Source organism: Paraburkholderia gardini (genome assembly GCF_907164575.1).
Lineage (GTDB): Bacteria > Pseudomonadota > Gammaproteobacteria > Burkholderiales > Burkholderiaceae > Paraburkholderia > Paraburkholderia gardini.
On the sequence record NZ_CAJQYY010000043.1, the window covers coordinates 1 to 17,065 of the forward strand.

The 17,065-nt window shown below is 65.2% G+C and carries 12 protein-coding genes; all 12 read right to left on the reverse strand.

Going from position 1 to position 17,065, the window contains the following annotated elements:
• Positions 1 to 62: 62 nt before the first annotated feature.
• Positions 63 to 506 (reverse strand): HU family DNA-binding protein, encoded by a 444-nt coding sequence (locus tag LPA34_RS25515; protein ID WP_228983644.1) that lies wholly within the window; start codon positions 504 to 506, stop codon positions 63 to 65.
• Positions 507 to 824: 318 nt separating this feature from the next.
• Complete coding sequence (gene pdxR / locus LPA34_RS25520; protein ID WP_228983646.1) at positions 825 to 2,285, reverse strand: MocR-like pyridoxine biosynthesis transcription factor PdxR; 1,461 nt, start codon at positions 2,283 to 2,285, stop codon at positions 825 to 827.
• A gap of 41 nt (positions 2,286 to 2,326) precedes the next feature.
• Positions 2,327 to 3,265: a 2-dehydropantoate 2-reductase gene (gene panE / locus LPA34_RS25525; RefSeq protein ID WP_228983694.1), complete on the reverse strand. Its 939-nt coding sequence runs from the start codon at positions 3,263 to 3,265 to the stop codon at positions 2,327 to 2,329.
• A 132-nt stretch (positions 3,266 to 3,397) separates the two neighbouring features.
• Entirely contained in the window at positions 3,398 to 4,582 is a 1,185-nt protein-coding gene (locus LPA34_RS25530) for a thiolase family protein (RefSeq protein ID WP_228983650.1), read from the reverse strand.
• A gap of 44 nt (positions 4,583 to 4,626) precedes the next feature.
• The gene (locus LPA34_RS25535) at positions 4,627 to 6,078 is read right to left on the reverse strand and encodes an efflux transporter outer membrane subunit (protein ID WP_228983652.1); all 1,452 of its coding nucleotides are present in this window, start codon (positions 6,076 to 6,078) and stop codon (positions 4,627 to 4,629) included.
• Positions 6,079 to 6,088: 10 nt separating this feature from the next.
• Positions 6,089 to 7,678, reverse strand: a complete 1,590-nt coding sequence (locus LPA34_RS25540; RefSeq protein WP_228983654.1) for a DHA2 family efflux MFS transporter permease subunit — start codon at positions 7,676 to 7,678, stop codon at positions 6,089 to 6,091.
• Between the two features lie 19 nt (positions 7,679 to 7,697).
• A complete protein-coding gene (locus tag LPA34_RS25545) occupies positions 7,698 to 8,783 on the reverse strand; it encodes an HlyD family secretion protein (RefSeq protein WP_228983656.1) in 1,086 nt (361 codons plus the stop codon).
• Positions 8,784 to 8,876: 93 nt separating this feature from the next.
• Positions 8,877 to 9,302, reverse strand: coding sequence for a MarR family winged helix-turn-helix transcriptional regulator (locus tag LPA34_RS25550; RefSeq protein ID WP_228983659.1), 426 nt, complete (start codon positions 9,300 to 9,302; stop codon positions 8,877 to 8,879).
• A 60-nt stretch (positions 9,303 to 9,362) separates the two neighbouring features.
• Positions 9,363 to 9,785 carry a MarR family winged helix-turn-helix transcriptional regulator gene (locus LPA34_RS25555; RefSeq protein WP_228983661.1) on the reverse strand — a complete coding sequence of 141 codons (423 nt, stop codon included), beginning with the start codon at positions 9,783 to 9,785 and terminating at the stop codon, positions 9,363 to 9,365.
• Positions 9,786 to 9,946: 161 nt separating this feature from the next.
• Positions 9,947 to 10,837 carry a transglutaminase family protein gene (locus LPA34_RS25560; RefSeq protein WP_228983664.1) on the reverse strand — a complete coding sequence of 297 codons (891 nt, stop codon included), beginning with the start codon at positions 10,835 to 10,837 and terminating at the stop codon, positions 9,947 to 9,949.
• Positions 10,834 to 13,419, reverse strand: coding sequence for a circularly permuted type 2 ATP-grasp protein (locus tag LPA34_RS25565; RefSeq protein ID WP_228983667.1), 2,586 nt, complete (start codon positions 13,417 to 13,419; stop codon positions 10,834 to 10,836). Before LPA34_RS25565 ends, LPA34_RS25560 begins: the two co-directional genes overlap by 4 nt.
• Before the next feature lie 26 nt (positions 13,420 to 13,445).
• Positions 13,446 to 16,940: a transglutaminase family protein gene (locus LPA34_RS25570; RefSeq protein ID WP_228983670.1), complete on the reverse strand. Its 3,495-nt coding sequence runs from the start codon at positions 16,938 to 16,940 to the stop codon at positions 13,446 to 13,448.
• Between the last annotated feature and the right edge of the window lie 125 nt (positions 16,941 to 17,065).

A 17,065-nucleotide genomic window follows, 5' to 3' on the forward strand; every position in this document is an offset into this window, starting at 1 on the left:
CCCCCCCGTTCCCCCCCGGGCCGGCCCCGCCCCCCGGGGCGGCGGGCCACGACTCGAACCGCTCAGCCTGCCGCGTCTTTCAGCTTCTTCAGCGGGCGTGCCTTGATGCGCACGCTAGCCGGCTTGGCCGGGAACCAGCGCTCTTCACCCGAGAACGGGTCCTTGCCGAAGCGCCTCTTCTTCGCCGGCACGGCTTGAACAACAATCTTCAGAAGACCGGACAGCGTGAATTCGCCAGCGCCCTTCTTGTGCACCGCGCCGAGGATCGTATCTTCGAGCGCGGCCAGAACGGCCTTGGCAGCCTTCAGTTCGACAGCAGCACGATCTGCGACGTGTGCAGCCAGCGAGGCCTTCGTGAAGGTGTCCTTGATCGGCGACGGTGCGCCGGACGCCTTCACGGCGACCTTCTTAGCCGCTACTTTCTTCGCAGGCACTTTCTTCGCTGCAACCTTTTTGGCCGGTACAGTGGCAGCCTTCTTGGCCACCTTTTTTGCGGAAGTCGGCATGTTTCTCCTACCTGTTGTGGTCAGTGAATGCACTGAAGGGCACGCGGTATGCGCACGCTTCAGTGCCGGATTCTACAAGCGCTCCAGCGTTTCGCGCGAATCTTTTGTGCATGACACCGCTGGTTTGTTGCGTGGCGCTGACTCCTCAACACATTTTGACGCCTGTTTTAGCGGGTAAAACGCATTTTTTGGATCACGGCGCACGCACCCTTGAGAGTGAGGTAAACACCAGGGGCGGCGCGAAACCAGCCACGCGACGACAGCCTCTTTCACGCGCCTTCACGCAAACGGGCACGCATATCAAGGGCTTTTTGAAGATCAGCGGGCAAGACCCGGCATCCGTTCCGCAAGCGCGGTGAGGGCCGTGTCGATCTGTTCGACGCCGATCCCGCCATAGCCGAACATCAGGCCAGGCCGCGCTTTCTCGCGCAAATGGAACGGTGCGAGCCCATAAAGCCCAACCGATACGGCACGTCCTGCCTCGACGACCGCCGCCTCCGCGAGCGGCGCCCTGATCCTTGCGGCAAGGTGAATGCCCGCGGTCGGCACGATCGGCTCGAACCACGGCGCAAGCCCGTTTTGCAGGTGTGAAAGCAGCATCGCGCGCCGCGCCGCATAGTGTTTATGCATGCGTCGAAGGTGTTTCGCGAAGTCGCCGTTGAGCATGAACGTAGCAAGCGCGGTCTGCGTCAGTGTGCAGCCGTGCCAGTCGCCGACCTGTCGCGCGTGCCGCAACGGACCCAGCAGCGAGGCAGGCGGCACGACGTAACCCATGCGCAGTTCGGGGAAAATCGTCTTTGAAAACGTGCCGACGTACGCAACCAGACCTGCGCGGTCGAGGCTTTTGAGCGGCTCCACCGGCCGTCCTTCGAAGCGGTATTCGCAGTCGTAGTCGTCTTCGATGATGACGGCGCCGCGCTGTTGCGCCCATTCGAGCAGTTCGACCCGGCGCTCCAGACTCATCGGCATGCCAAGCGGAAACTGGTGTGAAGGCGTCACATAGACGAGCCGCGCGTTCTTCGGCAGCCGGCTCACGACAAGGCCCTGTTCGTCGACCGGGACCGGCACGACCTTCGCGTCCAGCGCGGCGAAACACGCGCGCGCCGGCGGGTAGCCAGGATCTTCGACGGCAACGGTGTCGCCGCGACGCAGCATCACGCGGGCCACCAGATCGAGCGCCTGCTGCGCGCCCTGCGTGATGATGACGTCGTCCCAGTTGCTGACGACCGCGCGGTTAAATGCCAGATAGCGCGACACGGCGAGCCGCAGTTCCTGCTCGCCGGCGGCGTCGTGATAGGTGCCGCGACCGCGCGACTGCACGCGCAGCGCGTGATTGATGCAGGTGCGCCACACGTCGAACGGAAACAGCGATTTGTCCGTCACGCCACCGACAAAGTCGAGCGTGATCCGGGCGTCCGGCTGCGGCAACGCGAGCGAAACCGCGAGTTCGTCCCACACTTCGCGCGCCTGCGCCGCCGGTTGCACCTTCGCCGCTTCGGCGGCTTTCGCATGCGACGATTTTTCGCCGGGCAGGCGCTGCAGGCCGTCGGACACGAACGTGCCGGAGCCCGCGCGCGCCGACAGAAACCCTTCGGAAAGCAGACGCTCGAACACATCGAGCGTGGTCTTGCGCGATACCCCGAGTTGGGTCGCCAGATCCCGCGTGGACGGCAACTGCACCCCGCCCGCCAGCCGCCCTTCGACGATGCCTGCCCTCAGCTGTCGATAGATCTGTCCCGCCAGATCCTGGCGCCCCTGAATCGTGATGTGGATATCCATCCGGCTGGCTACCTGAAATATGCCTGCGCGCGATTATGCCTCTATGCCTCGCGCGCCTGCCGCGCTTCGTAAGCCTTCAGATGGTTATACGCAAGACGCAGCAGCGACACGTGTGCGTCATCATGCTGCGCGGCGTCGCCCCGGCGGATCAGGTCGCCGAGAATGTGATCGGCCTCGATCCGTGAATGGTTCTCGACATCGCGCAACATCGAGGCCGTCATCGGCGAGCCCGCCGCGAAGAGCGTGCCGCTCACGCGCGCCACGAAATCCTCGCCCATCGGATAACCGTTGTGCGCCGACACCGCGCGACATTCGGACAGCAGGCCTTCGATCACGCGTTTGCCGTCGGGCGCCGCCAGAATGTCGCCAATGGAAGCGCGAAAGAGGCACGTGCTGGCCGCCAGCGTCGAGAGGAACACCCACTTCGCCCACATCTGCTGAAGTACCGCGTCGCTCAATGCAGCATCGAAGCCCGCCCCCTGCAGCGTGGCATCGATGGCGCGGGCGCGCTCCGGCGAACCGCCGGCGAGCTCGCCGAACGTGATCGAATGCAGGTCGTTCAGATGCACGATTTCGCGTGCGGGGTTCAACGTCGCGGCGATCACGCACTGGCCGCCCAGCACGCGCGCGGCGCCGAATTTCTCCGTCAGCGTATCGATGTGCGCCATGCCGTTCAGGAGCGGCAGGATCGCCGTATCGGGTCCGACGAACGGCTCGAATGCCTTCACCGCGTCGTCGAGGCTGTACGCCTTGCAGCTGAGCACGATGAGATCGAACGGTTTCGCGGCATCGCTTGCCTGAATGGTTTTCACATCATGCAGCGTGAGATCGCCGCGCGGACTGCGGATCACGAGACCCGTGCGCTTCAGTTCCTCCGCCCGTTGCGCGCGGACCAGAAACGTCACGTCGCGCCCCGCCGCGGCGAGACGTCCGCCGAAATAACCGCCCGTCGCACCTGCACCCACCACCAGAATTCGCATCATGTCTCCTTGAGATCAATCGTGTGGCGCGTGCGCGCCGTCCGTCTGTCCATCCGTGCATACGGAAAATACAGCAAAGTATCGTCGGATGCAGGGACGCGGCGCGCACGTTCCAAAGCGTTTAAAGCGGTCTTACAGCGCTTCGAGCGCAAGCGCGATGCCCTGTCCACCACCGATACACAGCGTGACGATACCGCGCTTCAGACCATCGCGTCGCATCGAGTGGATGAGCCGCGTCGCCAGCACCGCGCCGGTCGCGCCGACCGGATGACCATGCGCGATCGCGCCGCCTTCCACGTTGATGATGTCTTCGGCCAGGCCGAGTTTCCGCGCGACGGCGATCGGCACGGCGGCGAACGCTTCGTTGATCTCGATGCGTTCGATATCGCCCAGACTCCACCCGGCCCGCTCGAGCGCCATCTGCACGGCTGGCACGGGACCGAGGCCGAACATGCCCGGCTCGACCGCCGCCACGCCGTACGCCACGAGCCGCGCGAACGGTTCGATACCGCGCGCTTCCGCGAAGCCGCGTTCCGCGACGATCATCGCGGCCGCGCCGCTGTTCAGCCCGGGCGCGTTGCCTGCGGTGATCGTGCCGTCCGGACGAAACGCGGGACGCAGCTTCGCGAGAATCTCGACCGTGGTGTCGCCGCGCGGCTGCTCATCGCGGGCGAACAGCACGGGACCTTTGCGTCCCTTGACTTCGGTGGCGGCGAGTTCGGCTTCGAACGCGCCGCGTTCCTGCGCCGCGACGAAGCGCTGTTGCGACCGGGCGGCCCAGCCATCCTGCGCGTCGCGTGTGATCGAAAGCTGCGTCACGAGGTCTTCGGTATGCCAGCCGGAATGCTCGCCGGAAAACGCGTCGACGAGGCCGTCGCGCAACATGCTGTCGTGAATCTGCGCGCTCCCCATGCGGTAACCGTGGCGCGCGCCGTCCATCAGATACGGCGCGCGATCCATGTTCTCCATGCCGCCCGCGACCGCGACGTTGCCCAGACCCAGCGCGATTTCCTGGGCCGCGGAGACGACTGCCTGCGCGCCCGAACCGCAGACGCGGTTGACGGTCAATGCCGGCACGGCCACCGGCACGCCGCCGCCGATCGACGCCTGGCGGGCCGGGTTCATGCGGTTGCCCGCCTGGATCACATTGCCCATGACCACCGACGACAGCAACGCCGCATCGATACCGCCGCGCCGCAGCGTTTCGCGGACGGCAGCCGCGCCGAGGTCGGTGGCAGGCACATCCTTCAACGAACCGCTGAAGGCGCCGATCGGGGTTCTCACCGGATGGCTGATCACAATTTCGCGTGTACTCATGGTCGATTCCCTCGTTGAGGTGGAAAGTGAAGTTACGGGTCTGTTCAGGGGGTGCCAGACGACGTCGCGGTAACGCTGGCAACATCGGCGAAATCGTGCGTATCCCAGCCGCCGCCGAGCGAGCGATACAGCGCCACCGCGGCAAGCGCATGTTCGCGTTTCGCCTGGTTCAGCGATTCCGAGTCCTGCAGATACGCTTCCTGCGCGGCGAGCACGTCGAGGAAGCTCGACGCGCCGCCCTTGTACAGCTCACTCGAAAGACGCAGCGCCTGGCTGGACGCATCGAGCGCGCCGGAAAGCCGCTGCGCCTGCTCGGACGTGCTGACGAGATCGCTGCGCGTGTCCTCGATTTCCTTCAGCGCTTCGAGCATCGTCTGACGCAGGCCGAGTTGCGATTCGCGCATGCGGCTCTCGCTTTCGTCGATACCCGCGTTGATCCGGCCGGCGTTGAGGATCGGACTCGTCGCGCTCAGGGCCGCGCTGAACAGGTTGTCGGTGAGCGTCGGCAACCCGAGATACGACGCGGCGAGCAGGCCGTCCGAGAGCGTCAGCCTGAACTGCGGATAACGCTGCGCCTTCGATACGCCAACTTCCGCCGCGCGCTGCTCGACGCCGGCATACGCGGTGCGCACATCCGGGCGACGCAGTAACGCCTCCGAAGGCAGCGTCTGCGGCACGCTCTGCGACGGCACGGGAATCGCCTGCGCGTTCGCGAGCAGCAGTCCGTCGACGCTTTCCGGCGTGCGGCCCGAATACACCGCGATCAGGCTGAGCTGATGCTGGATCGTCGACTGCACGCGCGGAATCTGCGCCTGAAGATCGGACAGCTGGTTCTGCGCACGCGCGACGTCGAGCTGCGTCGACAGTCCGTAGTGCAGGCGCTCCTGCGTCAGACGCAACGCGCGGCTGCGGATCTGCTCGTTATCCTTGACGATCTGCATCTGCGACTGCGCCCAGCGCAGGTCGATGTATGCGGCCGCCGTGCTGGCGGCGAGCGCGAGGCGCACGGCATTCAGCGCTTCCTTGCGGCCCGACACCTGCGCCTGTGCCGCGAGCAGCGCGAGATGCTCGCCGCCGAACACATCGGGTGTCCAGCTCGCGGCGAGACCGATACCCGCCTGGCGCACGTAACCGAGCGGCGGCGGCGTGTTCTGGCGCGTATCGGCAGCGCGTGCGACAGCGTCGAGTTCGGGCAGCAGATCCGCGTGACGTTGCGTCGCGATCGACTGCGCCTGTTTGACCCGTTCCGCGGCGGCCTGCACGTCGAGGTTACCGTCCAGCACCGCTGTCACCAGCTCATGCATGATGGGGTCGCCGAAGTCGTTCCACCACGCGTCGGCGTTCACGGACGCCTGCGGCGCGTCGACGCTCCACGCGTCGGGCGCGACGGTCTGCACGGTCTTCGGCAGATCGGCGTGGGTTTCCGGCTGCACGGCGCAGGCGGCGAGACTCAGCGCGGCGATGCCCGCCAGAGCCTTTGCAATGATCGATTTCATGTCAGGTACCTTAGTGAGCGTCGGGAGGCGGCGCGGTGTTGCCGAACGGGCGCGAGAACACCACGCTCGCGAGTCCCACCACGAAACACAGCGCCACCGCGAGGAACGTGTCGGAGAAAGTGAGCACGAGCGCCTCGCGCATCAGCAACCCATGCAGAACGTCGAGACCGGCTGTCGCCGCGTTGAGCGCGTCGCCGCCCACCGCGGCCAGATGCGCCGCCTGCTGCTGGATCACGGCTTCGATCACTGGACGACCCGCCGTCACGTGTTCGTCGAGACGCTCGTAATGCAGGTTCAGACGGTCGTTGAGCATCGTGCTGGCGACGGCAATGCCAATCGCGCCGCCGAGGTTACGCATCAGATTGAAGAGGCCGCTGGCGGATTTGAGCCGCGATGGGGGCAGTGAACCGAGCGCCATCGTGACGATCGGCGGAATACAGAACTGCTGGCCGATGCCGCGCAGCGCCTGCGGAACCAGCAGTTCCTGCCAGCCCCACTGGTTCGTGAGCGGCACGTAGAGATAGAGGCCGACGCCGAAGCATACGAGCCCGAACACCATCAGCCAGCGCATGTCGACCACGCGTGCAAGCAGTGAATACACCACCAGCGCCACCAGCTGGAAACAGCCGACGGAAAGCAGCGCAAGGCCGATCTGCAGCGAATCGAAGCCACGCACGCGGGCGAGGAACACCGGCGTCAGATACACCGCGCAGAAGATGCCGATACCGGTAATGAACGACAGCAGACTGCCAATACCGAAGTTGCGGATCGCGAGCGCGCGCAGATCGACGATCGGTTCCTTCGCCGTGAACGCATGGACAAGAAACAGGAACCCGCAGATACCGCAGATCCATGCGCACGTCAGGATCACCTGATCGCCGAACCAGTTCTTGCGCGGCCCTTCTTCGAGCACGTATTCGAGGCAGCCCAGAAAACCCGACATCAGCGCGATGCCGGGGTAGTCGCCCTTTTTCAGCAGGGAGAGGTCGACATCGTCGATGTGCACGAACTTCGGCACCAGCACGGTCACCAGAATACCCGGCACGAGGTTCAGGTAGAACAGCCAGTGCCACGACCATTGCGACGTGATCCAGCCGCCGATCACGGGGCCGATCGTCGGCGCCAGCGAGGCGAGCGCGCCGATTGTCGTGGCCGCGATCAGCCGCTGTCTGCCGGGAAACAGCACGAATGCCGTAGTGAAGACCGTCGGGATCATCGCGGCGCCGAGCGCGCCCTGCAGTCCGCGGAACAGGATCATCGAGTTGATGTCCCATGCCATGCCGCACAACATGCTCGTGATCGTGAAGCCAAGCGCCGATGCCGCGAACAGCCAGCGCGTGGAGAACACGCGCGTAAGCCAGCCTGACATCGGAATCACCAGGATTTCCGCGATCAGATACGACGTTTGCACCCAGGAGAGTTCGTCCTGGCTGGCGGACAGACCGCCGCCAATGTCCCTGAGCGAGGAAGCGACGATCTGGATGTCGAGCGTCGCCATGAAGAACCCGAGGCACATCAGCGCGAACGCGAAGACTTTCGCGCGCATGGGCTGATCGGCGGGGTTCGCGGGGCGCGCTGCGTGCGCGTGGTTAGGGTGCATGATCGGCTCGCCTCAGGATTTACGCGTGCGCTGCGAGATGAACCTTCACCGTCGCCGAGAGCCCCGGGCGCAGCACGCCCTGCATCTCCTTCGGCACGTCGAGGCGGATGCGCACCGGCACGCGCTGCACGATCTTCGTGAAGTTGCCGGTCGCGTTTTCCGCGGGCAGCACGCTGAACGTAGCCCCGGTTGCCGGCGCAAGGCTGTCGACGACGCCATGGATCTCGCCGTTCGATGCGTCCAGTTCGACGTCGACGCTGTCGCCGACGCGCATCTTCTTCAACTGGTCTTCCTTGAAGTTGGCGTCGATCCACAGGCCGCTCGAAGGCACGACCGTCAGCAGCGAAACACCCGTATTGGCGAGCAGACCGACACGCGCGGTGCGATTGCCGACGTAGCCGTCGATCGGCGAGCGGATCGTCGTGTATTCGACGTTGAGCGCCGCGACGCGCTGCGCGGCCTGCGCCGTCGCGATGCGCGCTTTTGCATCGCCGATCTGCGCGTCCAGCACAACCAGTTGACGCTGCGCGGCGATAAACGCAGCATTGCTGCGATCAACGGCGGCGTGCGCCTTGAGCAGATCCGCTTCGGCGCGCTCGACGACCTGGCTCGACACGGCGTCATCTTTCACGAGCTCCCGGTAACGCGTCTGGTCGGCTGCGCTGCGCGTCAGTTCGGCGCTGGACGCACGCACTTCGGCGCCCTGTTCGTTGATCGTCGCGAGCTGGAGCGATTTCTTCGCCTGCAACTCGGTGACGGCGGCTTTCGCGCTGTCCACTTCGGCGTTTGCCTGCGCGAGACGCGCGTCGTAATCACGTGCGTCCAGACGGATCAGCACCTGGTTTTCGTGAACGTGTTCGTTGTCTTTCACCAGCACGTCGGTCACGAAACCGTTCACCTTCGGCGCCATGACGGTGACGTCGCCGCCGATATACGCGTCATCGGTACTTTCGACAAAGCGCCCGACGAAAAACCAGTACGACCCGGCTGCAACCAGCACGACGAGAACCGCGGTGACCGCAAGCAGCATCCACGGGATGCGTCGGGCAGAATTGGCACGATCCGCCGCGCTGGCGGGTGCGATAGTCGAAGGAGTAGTGGACATGTTGATATGTGCGTATGCACTTCGTTACCTGAAAAAATCGGCGCGGAAAACGCGCCGGCCGATGCTGCTGCCCACGTCACGCGGGCTTCGAATCTAGTCCCGGGTCATCGCAAACAGTTCGCGTCGCAGCGCTTCCGCACGCTTCGGGCCGAACCGCTTTTCGAACTCTTCCTGTGCCGCGTACCAGTGCTCACGCGCGGCGGCGAGACGCGCCTCGCCCGCTTCGGTCAAACCGATCGACAGCTCGCGCCGGTCCGGTTCGAGTGTCTCGCTGAATACGAGTCCGTCGCGCCGCAGCGGCTGGATGGCGCGCACGAGCGTCGTGCGCTGCATCACCATCTGGTCGGCGAGCCCCTTCATCGTCGCGCGGCGGGCGCGCCGGATCCGGCCCATGATCGAGAACTGCGTCGTCGTCAGGCCGACCTGGGCGAGATGCCGGTCGTAGAGCTGCGAGACATAGCGCGCCGCCTGGCGAATCGCGAAACAGTCGTCTTCTGCCGGAAATAACGTGGATTTCATTTATAAGTGCGTATGCACACATTAAGACGCAATAATGGCGGGCTGATACATCGCGCGCCGTTATTCCGTGATGTCGAACAATTCCGAGCGCAGCGCTTTCGCGCGCCCCCGGCCGAAGCTACTTTCGAACTCGTCCTGCGCCGCACGCCAGGCGACGGCGGCCTCGTCGAAGGTTTTCTCGCCCTTGCCGGTCAGGCTGAACAGAAACGTGCGACCGTCATGCGCGGCCGGTTCGATGGACACGAGACCGTCGCGCTGCAGCGGCTTCATTGCACGGACCAGCGTTGTCCGGTCCATGACCATCGCGTCCGCCAGATCCATCATGGTCAGATTCGGCGTGCGCGCGAGCTTGGCAAGAATCGTGAAATGCGCCGCCGACAAACCCACAGCGGACAAATGCCGCTCGTAAATCTGCGTGACGTGCCTTGCCGCCTGCCGCAGGGCAAAGCAGTTGCATTCGTCGTAGGAGAGAGGCCGGTTCATGCAGATCATCATACATGTGCATACGCACACTGTCAAATTTTTTACTGCATGACGGATGACCGACGTAGGTGGCCGACGTGATCGGGTTCACGGCTTCCGGACAAACGCTTGTTTGAAATCGCCCGGGGAACGAGATGGTGCGCCGGTCTATTTCCGCGCGCTCAAAGCGCGAGTACGCTCACGCCTACCTCGACGCGGTGCGCGCCGCCGCCAAGAATCATGCCGCGCAGCAGCGATACGTCGCTGTAATCGCGGCCCGTTGCGAGCGTCACGTGATCGGTGTCGGCGAGCACGTCGTTAGTCGGGTCGAGATCGATCCAGCCGCTACCCGGGCAATAGACCGACACCCATGCGTGCGACGCGTCCGCGCCGATCAGCCGCGCCTGCCCGGGCGGCGGATCGTTGCGCAGATAACCGCTGACGTAACGCGCGGGCAACCCCAGTGAGCGCAGACAACCGATCATCACCTGCGCGAAGTCCTGGCACACGCCGCGCTTCAATTCGAACGCGCGTTCGGCGGGCGTATCGAACATCGTCGCCGACGGCTTGTATTCGAAGTCCGCGTGAATGCGATGCATCAGATCGACCGCGCCCGCCGCGACCGGCCTGCCCGGCGGAAAACTCCACAGTGCGTATTCGCGCAACGCGGGGCGCAGCACGATATTCGGCGAAGCGAAGCAGAACTCCGTCTCCGACCTGAACGTCCCGCCGATGCTATAGCGCAGCGCGTCGGCCACCGCGTCCCACGCAGGCGTCGATTGCGGATCGAGCGACGTCCAGCGCGGTGTCAGCTGCACCGTCGTTTCGCTCACGAGTTGCAGGCGTTCGTGCGGAGTATCGAGTGCGAAATAGAGTACGTCGTTACCGAACGCATCGATGCGGCTATGCGCATACGAAGGCGTCGGCTCGATGCGTTCGGTGTGGTTCACCACGCGCTGCCATGCGCACGCGAGCGGCCGGATGGTCGCCAGATGCTGCGCCGTTTCGACGAACGTCGAATAGCGATACGTTGTGCGGTGCGACACCGACAGCACGGTATGCGCGGCCGTCATGACGACACCCGCAATGCGAGCGTATTCGCGTGGCTGAAATAACGCGCGCTGATTTCATTGGCCGCGAGCGCGACCAGCGCGTTCAGTTCGTTGCACACTTCGATGAGTTCGGTATAGCCGCCGTCCGCATCGGTTGCGCACAGGCGTTCGAGAGACGGCAAGGATTCGACGGGACGCATCAGGCCGGCAAACGTCGCGTGGCGCGAACTGCCGGCGGCGACGGTGATCTCGTCGAGCTTGCGGCACAGGCGTTCGTAGACGCCGTACAGCCCGCGCGGATTGGTTGGCTCGACCACCAGCAGATCGAGCAGCGCGGGCACTTCGAAGCGGCCCGGATAAAGCGAGCGATACGTCAGCGTGCTGTCGAAGAGCTGCAGCAGCAGATCGAAGCCGGCCGGCGTCGCAAGCTGGCGACCTTCGGCGACGACGCGCAGATATGCGGTCATCGCCGACACGCGCTCAATATGGCGCCCGACGAACAACAGGCGCCACGCTTCGTCGCGCGTCATCCGGTCGCCCTGCGCGCCGCTGATCGCACAGAGTTGCGTCGACAGATGTTCCAGCGCGTTGATCAGCGTGACACGGTCGTAACGATCGTGCCGCGCAGGCGCAGGTGCCGAAGGTGTCAGCATGATCAGCGCATCGCGGAAATCGTTGCGCGCCGCCACGATCGTGCGCCAGTGATCGCTCGAAAGACGGCCGCGAATCTCGCCGCTCGCGCGCGCCTGCGAGGCCAGGTTCTGGCCGATGCTGGCCGCCCCCGTGTGCTCGTTCAGGTTCGCGACCAGCGTGCGCTCGAACGTCTGTGGCGATTGCTGCCCGAGCATGTCGACCTGCGGCGCGAGGCCGTTCTGCAACGCCAGTTCGACGAGCGTCGAGAACATCGCGTCGCTGTCGCTGTTTTCCAGCGAGCCGAGAATCAGGCGCAGGAGGCGTACGTTGTTTTCGGCGCGCTCGCCGTAGCGGCCGGACCAGAACAGGTTCTCCGCCGCGCGGCTGGAAACGGTGCGATGCCTGCGCGCGAGGTCGCCGGGTTTGAGCGGCGAAGGCAGCAGCGAAAACGTCGAGAGCGGCTGGCTCGACAGCACCCAGGTATCGACGCTGCTGCCGCCGAACTGCATCGATACCGTGCTTTGCCGTTCAGCCGCGAGGCGCGTGAAGCCGCCTGGCATCACGTGCCAGCCGCCGTTGAAATCGGCGATCGCGAAGAGGCGCAGCACCGAGGGCCGGTTGCCGATCGTGCCGCCTTCATAACGCGGCGTGCAGGAATACGGCAACGGCTGCTGGACCGTGAACGCGTCCGGCATCGTTTCGATGCGCTCGCGCCAGGCGTCGAGGCACTGCGCGCCGGGCGCCATGCCGGGCGCGCCGTCGCGCTGCGATTCGGGCCACGTCGGTACGAGAAACGCCGAATCCTGCCGCGCGAATGCGTTCGCACGCGCGGCGTCTTCGCCACACCACCACGTCGGCACGTCGGGCAAGACGAGTTCCTCGTCGAGCAGCGCATCGGCGATGCCCGCCATGAAGCCGTGCAACGCAGGAGACTCCGCGAAACCCGCGCCCGGCACGTTCGAGACGACCACGTTGCCCGCACGCATCACCTGCAGCAGGCCGGGCACGCCGATCGTCGAATCGGCACGCAGCTCGACCGGATCGCAGAACGCATCGTCGAGGCGGCGCAGCACGACGTGCACGCGCTCCAGCCCCGCAAGCGTCTTCAGATACAGCATGTCGTCGCGCACCGTGAGGTCCTTGCCCTCGACCAGCGTCACGCCGAGATAGCGCGCAAGGAACGTGTGCTCGAAGTAGGTTTCGCTGTACGGTCCGGGCGTGAGCAGCGCGATATGCGGCGCTTCGTCCCGCGCGCCGCTCATCGTCGCGCGGGCGAGTTGCGCGAGCGTGCCGACGAGTTGCGAGAACGACGGCGCGAGACGGCTCACGCGCATTGCCCGAAACGGATCGGTGAAGAGACTCGACACGATCATCCGGTTTTCGAGCGCGTAGCCGAGGCCGGACGGCGCTTCGGTGCGATGTGCCATCACGGTCCAGCCGCCGTTGGGCGCGCGCGCGAGGTCGATCGCGACGAACTGCAGATACTGCCCGCCAGGCGGCACGTAATCCTTCACCGCCCGCAGATACCCCGGATGGCCGAACACCAGCGCGGGTGGCAGCAGGCCGCGCTGCAACAACGTCTGTTGACCATAGACGTCCGCCACGATCGCGTTCAGCAGATGCGCGCGCTGCATCACGCCGCGCTCGATTTCAGTCCATTCGTCTTCGGCGATCAGGAACGGCAGCAGGTCCAGCGACCACGGACGCGACTCGCCGTTGTCGGCATACACGTTGTAGCTGATGTCGTTGTCGCGGATCTGCTGGGCGACTGAAGCGGCATCCTGATCGAGATCCGCGACGCCATCTTCGCCAAGCAGCTCGAAAAACCGTCGCCACGGCTCGCGCAGCGCACCCGACGCGTCGTGCATCTCGTCCCAGTGTCCGTCGCGAACGGGCAGCGCGCGCAGGAGCGCGAGCGCGTCGGCGAGACCCGCGTTCGGCTCGAAGGGAAAAGTCGATTGAAAAGCCAAGATCGTGTCGCGTGTTGTTTTTCAGGTCACCAGTAGCGTAGATCCAGCGTGAAGGGAAATTCCAGGCTGCGCTGCGGCGCTTCGACCGAAAGCGGCCCAGGCGTGTGGCCGATCGTGAAGAAGCGCGCGCGCCGCCGGCTCTCGGCTTCGTACGCGTTCACCGGGAACGTCTGGTAATTGCGTCCACCCGGATGAGCGACATGATACTGGCAACCGCCAATCGAGCGCCCCGTCCATGTATCGACGATGTCGAACGTAAGCGGCGCGTCGACGCCGATCGTCGGATGCAGCGCCGACGGCTGCGACCACGCGCGAAAGCGCACGCCGGCCACCTGTTCGCTGGCGCGGCCGGTCGGCTGCATCGGCAACGGCACGCCGTTTACCGTAATGACGTGACGGTTTTCGTTGAGGCCGAGCGCGCGCACCTCGATTCGCTCCACCGACGAATCGACGTAACGCACGGTGCCGCCCGGCGAACCTTCCTCGCCCATCACATGCCACGGCTCCAGCGCGCTGCGAATCGTCAGCGCGATGCCGTTCGTCGCGATTTCGCCCACCAGCGGGAAACGGAACTCGAAATGCGGCGCGAACCACGCCGTATCGAAGGCGAAGCCGGCCGCGTTGAGATCGGCGATCACATCGTCGAAATCCATCTGCACGAACGTGCCGAGCAGGAAACGGTCGTGCAGTTCGGTGCCCCACCGCGTGAGACGCGTCGTGTACGGCTTGTCCCAGAAGCGCGCGACGAGCGCGCGCAGCAGCAACTGCTGCACGAGGCTCATGCGCGCGTGCGGCGGCATCTCGAAGCCGCGCAGCTCCAGCAGGCCGAGCCGTCCTGCCGGACCATCGGGCGAATACAGCTTGTCGATGCAGAACTCGGCGCGGTGCGTGTTGCCGGTCACGTCGATCAGGATATTGCGCAGCGCGCGGTCGACGAGCCACGACGGCAGTTGCCAGCCATCGCGCCCGCCGAGCCGGTCGATCTGGCGTTGCAGTTCGAGAAATGCCAGTTCGAGTTCATACACCTGGTCGTTCCGCGCTTCGTCGACGCGCGGCGCCTGGCTCGTCGACCCGATAAAGAGGCCGGAAAACAGATACGACAGCGAAGGATGGTTGTGCCAGTACGCAATCAGGCTTGCCAGCAGATCGGGGCGCCGCAGGAACGGACTGTCGGCGGGCGTCGCGCCGCCCAGCACGAGATGATTGCCGCCGCCGGTGCCGGTATGGCGGCCGTCGAGCATGAATTTCTCGCTCGACAGCCAGGTTTCGTGCGCGGACTGATACAGGTATTCGGTGTGATCGACCAGTTGCTCCCAGTTCGACGCCGGATGGATGTTCACTTCGATCACGCCCGGATCGGGTGTCACCTGCAGCATCTTCAGACGCGCGTCACGCGGCGGCGGGTAGCCTTCGATGATCACCTTCATCTGTAATTCAGCCGCCGTAGCCTCGACTGCGGCGAGCAGGTCGAGATAGTCGTCGAGCGCGGTGAGCGGCGGCATGAAAACGTGCAGCAGCTTGCGGCCGCTGCCGAACTTTTCCGCCTCCACTTTCGGCCCGGCTGCGCGCGCCGGATCACGCGCCTCGACGCACAGCGCCGTGCGCGAAATCCAACTCGCGGATTCGCCACGCTCCGGCATGCGCGCCGCGTCGCGGGCCCAGCCGGCCGTGTCGCTGTCGCGCAGACCCGCGGGCCCGCTGGCGGCGCTGCCCGGCGAAGCGCCATTGTCCGCGCCGAATGCGACGGCTGCGGCCGCCGTGGCGGACGTTGCAGGCCTGAACGTCGAGCCTGCCTCGTACTGCATCCGCAACTGCGCGGCCGGGCGCAGCGGCGCGGGCGGCGCAAACGGATCGTGCGCGTGCTGCCACGGGTAGTCGTTCGACGAAACCCACGGCAGCGATTCGAGCGGTAGCCGGTAGCCCATCGACGAATCGCCGGGGATCAGATACATGCGCTCGTCGCGAAAGAACCACGGGCCGCTCACCCACTTCGGTCCGTTCAACGGCGTGTGGCTCGCGCGCGCGAGCGGCAGCACATAGCCTGTCACGCTCGACAGCCCGGCATCGAACACGCGACGCAGACGGACACGTTCAAGTTCGTCGTCGAGTTTCGATTCGAACGGATCGACGTTGACCGGCAGACGGCGCTCGCGCCACAGGTAATACCAGGTGTCCTCGAAACCAGGCTGGATTGTGTCCGTATCGAGCGAGAGCTTGCCGGCGAGATGATGGATGAAGCGCGCTGCGTCTTCCGCCGTGTAGCGGCCGGGGTCGCGCTCATCGGCGAAGCGCGACGGATCATGCCAGCACGCCTCGCCGTCCGCGCGCCAGTAGAGCGACATCGCCCAGCGCGGCAGCTGCTCGCCCGGATACCACTTGCCCTGCCCGATGTGCAGAAAGCCGTTCGCGCCGTAGCGCGTGCGCAGCCTGTCCATCAGCGCGACTGCATAACCGCGCTTGGTCGGGCCGAGTGCGTCGGTGTTCCATTCGGCGGCGTCGCGATCGCGTACGGCGACAAAGGTCGGCTCGCCGCCCATCGTCAGGCGCACGTCCATGTCGGCGAGCTGACGGTCGACCTGCGCGCCCATCTCCAGCACGTCGGACCACACTTCTTCCGCATACGGCTTTGTCACGCGCGGCGTTTCCAGCACGCGCTGGATCGACATCGTGTGCTCGAACTCGACTTCGGATTTGTCGACCGCGCCCGAGATCGGCGCGGCGCTTCCCGGCTCCGGCGTGCACGCCACCGGAATATGGCCTTCGCCCGCCAGCAGTCCGGAGGTCGGATCGAGCCCGATCCAGCCGGCACCCGGCAGGAACACCTCGCACCACGCGTGCAGGTCGGTGAAGTCGACTTCCGTGCCGCTCGGGCCTTCGAGCGCTTTCGTATCGGGTGCGAGCTGCAGCAGGTAGCCGGACACGAAGCGCGCGGCGAGACCCAGTTGACGCAGCGTTTCCACCAGCAGCCAGCCCGAATCGCGACACGAGCCCGACGCGTTGACGAGCGTTTCCTCGGGTGTCTGAACGCCCGGCTCCATCCGGATCAGATAGCGGATGTCGTGCTGAAGACGCTGGTTCAGTTCGACGAGGAAATCGGCGGTTGCACGCGGCGTGCGGTCGATGCTCGCGACGAATTCAGCGAAACGCGGCGTCGGCTCGCGCTTGACGCGATACGGCGCGAGTTCGAGCGCGAGGCCCGGATCGTATTCGAAGGGAAACTTCTCGGCGGCGGGTTCGAGGAAGAAATCGAACGGGTTATAGACGGCCATTTCCGCGACGAGATCGACCGTGACCTTGAACTCGCGCGTTTTCTCGGGGAAAACGAGCCGGGCCTGATAGTTGGCGAACGCGTCCTGCTGCCAGTTCGTGAAGTGCTCCTCTGGCTCGACGCGCATTGAATATGACAGGATGGGCGTCCGGCAGTGTGGCGCCGGACGCAGGCGCACGACCTGCGGCGAAAGCGCGACCGGACGGTCGTAACGGTAATGTGTGACATGGGTCAACGCGACACGTATGGACACACCGGACTCCTGCGCAAAGGATGGCAGCCGCAAAAAGCAAGCTTCATGCCGTTTGTTGTGAGACGTCCTCGGCCCGCCGGTCGAGGCGAGACGGCTTGCCCGGACGAATCCGGACATTACGGCCG

Bases quoted from the DNA above. Each gene is read 5' to 3' on its own strand.
- LPA34_RS25515 (WP_228983644.1), bottom strand. From the start codon at position 506: ATGCCGACTTCCGCAAAAAAGGTGGCCAAGAAGGCTGCCACTGTACCG.
- pdxR (WP_228983646.1), bottom strand. From the start codon at position 2,285: ATGGATATCCACATCACGATTCAGGGGCGCCAGGATCTGGCGGGACAG.
- panE (WP_228983694.1), bottom strand. From the start codon at position 3,265: ATGCGAATTCTGGTGGTGGGTGCAGGTGCGACGGGCGGTTATTTCGGC.
- LPA34_RS25530 (WP_228983650.1), bottom strand. From the start codon at position 4,582: ATGAGTACACGCGAAATTGTGATCAGCCATCCGGTGAGAACCCCGATC.
- LPA34_RS25535 (WP_228983652.1), bottom strand. From the start codon at position 6,078: ATGAAATCGATCATTGCAAAGGCTCTGGCGGGCATCGCCGCGCTGAGT.
- LPA34_RS25540 (WP_228983654.1), bottom strand. From the start codon at position 7,678: ATGCACCCTAACCACGCGCACGCAGCGCGCCCCGCGAACCCCGCCGAT.
- LPA34_RS25545 (WP_228983656.1), bottom strand. From the start codon at position 8,783: ATGTCCACTACTCCTTCGACTATCGCACCCGCCAGCGCGGCGGATCGT.
- LPA34_RS25550 (WP_228983659.1), bottom strand. From the start codon at position 9,302: ATGAAATCCACGTTATTTCCGGCAGAAGACGACTGTTTCGCGATTCGC.
- LPA34_RS25555 (WP_228983661.1), bottom strand. From the start codon at position 9,785: ATGAACCGGCCTCTCTCCTACGACGAATGCAACTGCTTTGCCCTGCGG.
- LPA34_RS25560 (WP_228983664.1), bottom strand. From the start codon at position 10,837: ATGACGGCCGCGCATACCGTGCTGTCGGTGTCGCACCGCACAACGTAT.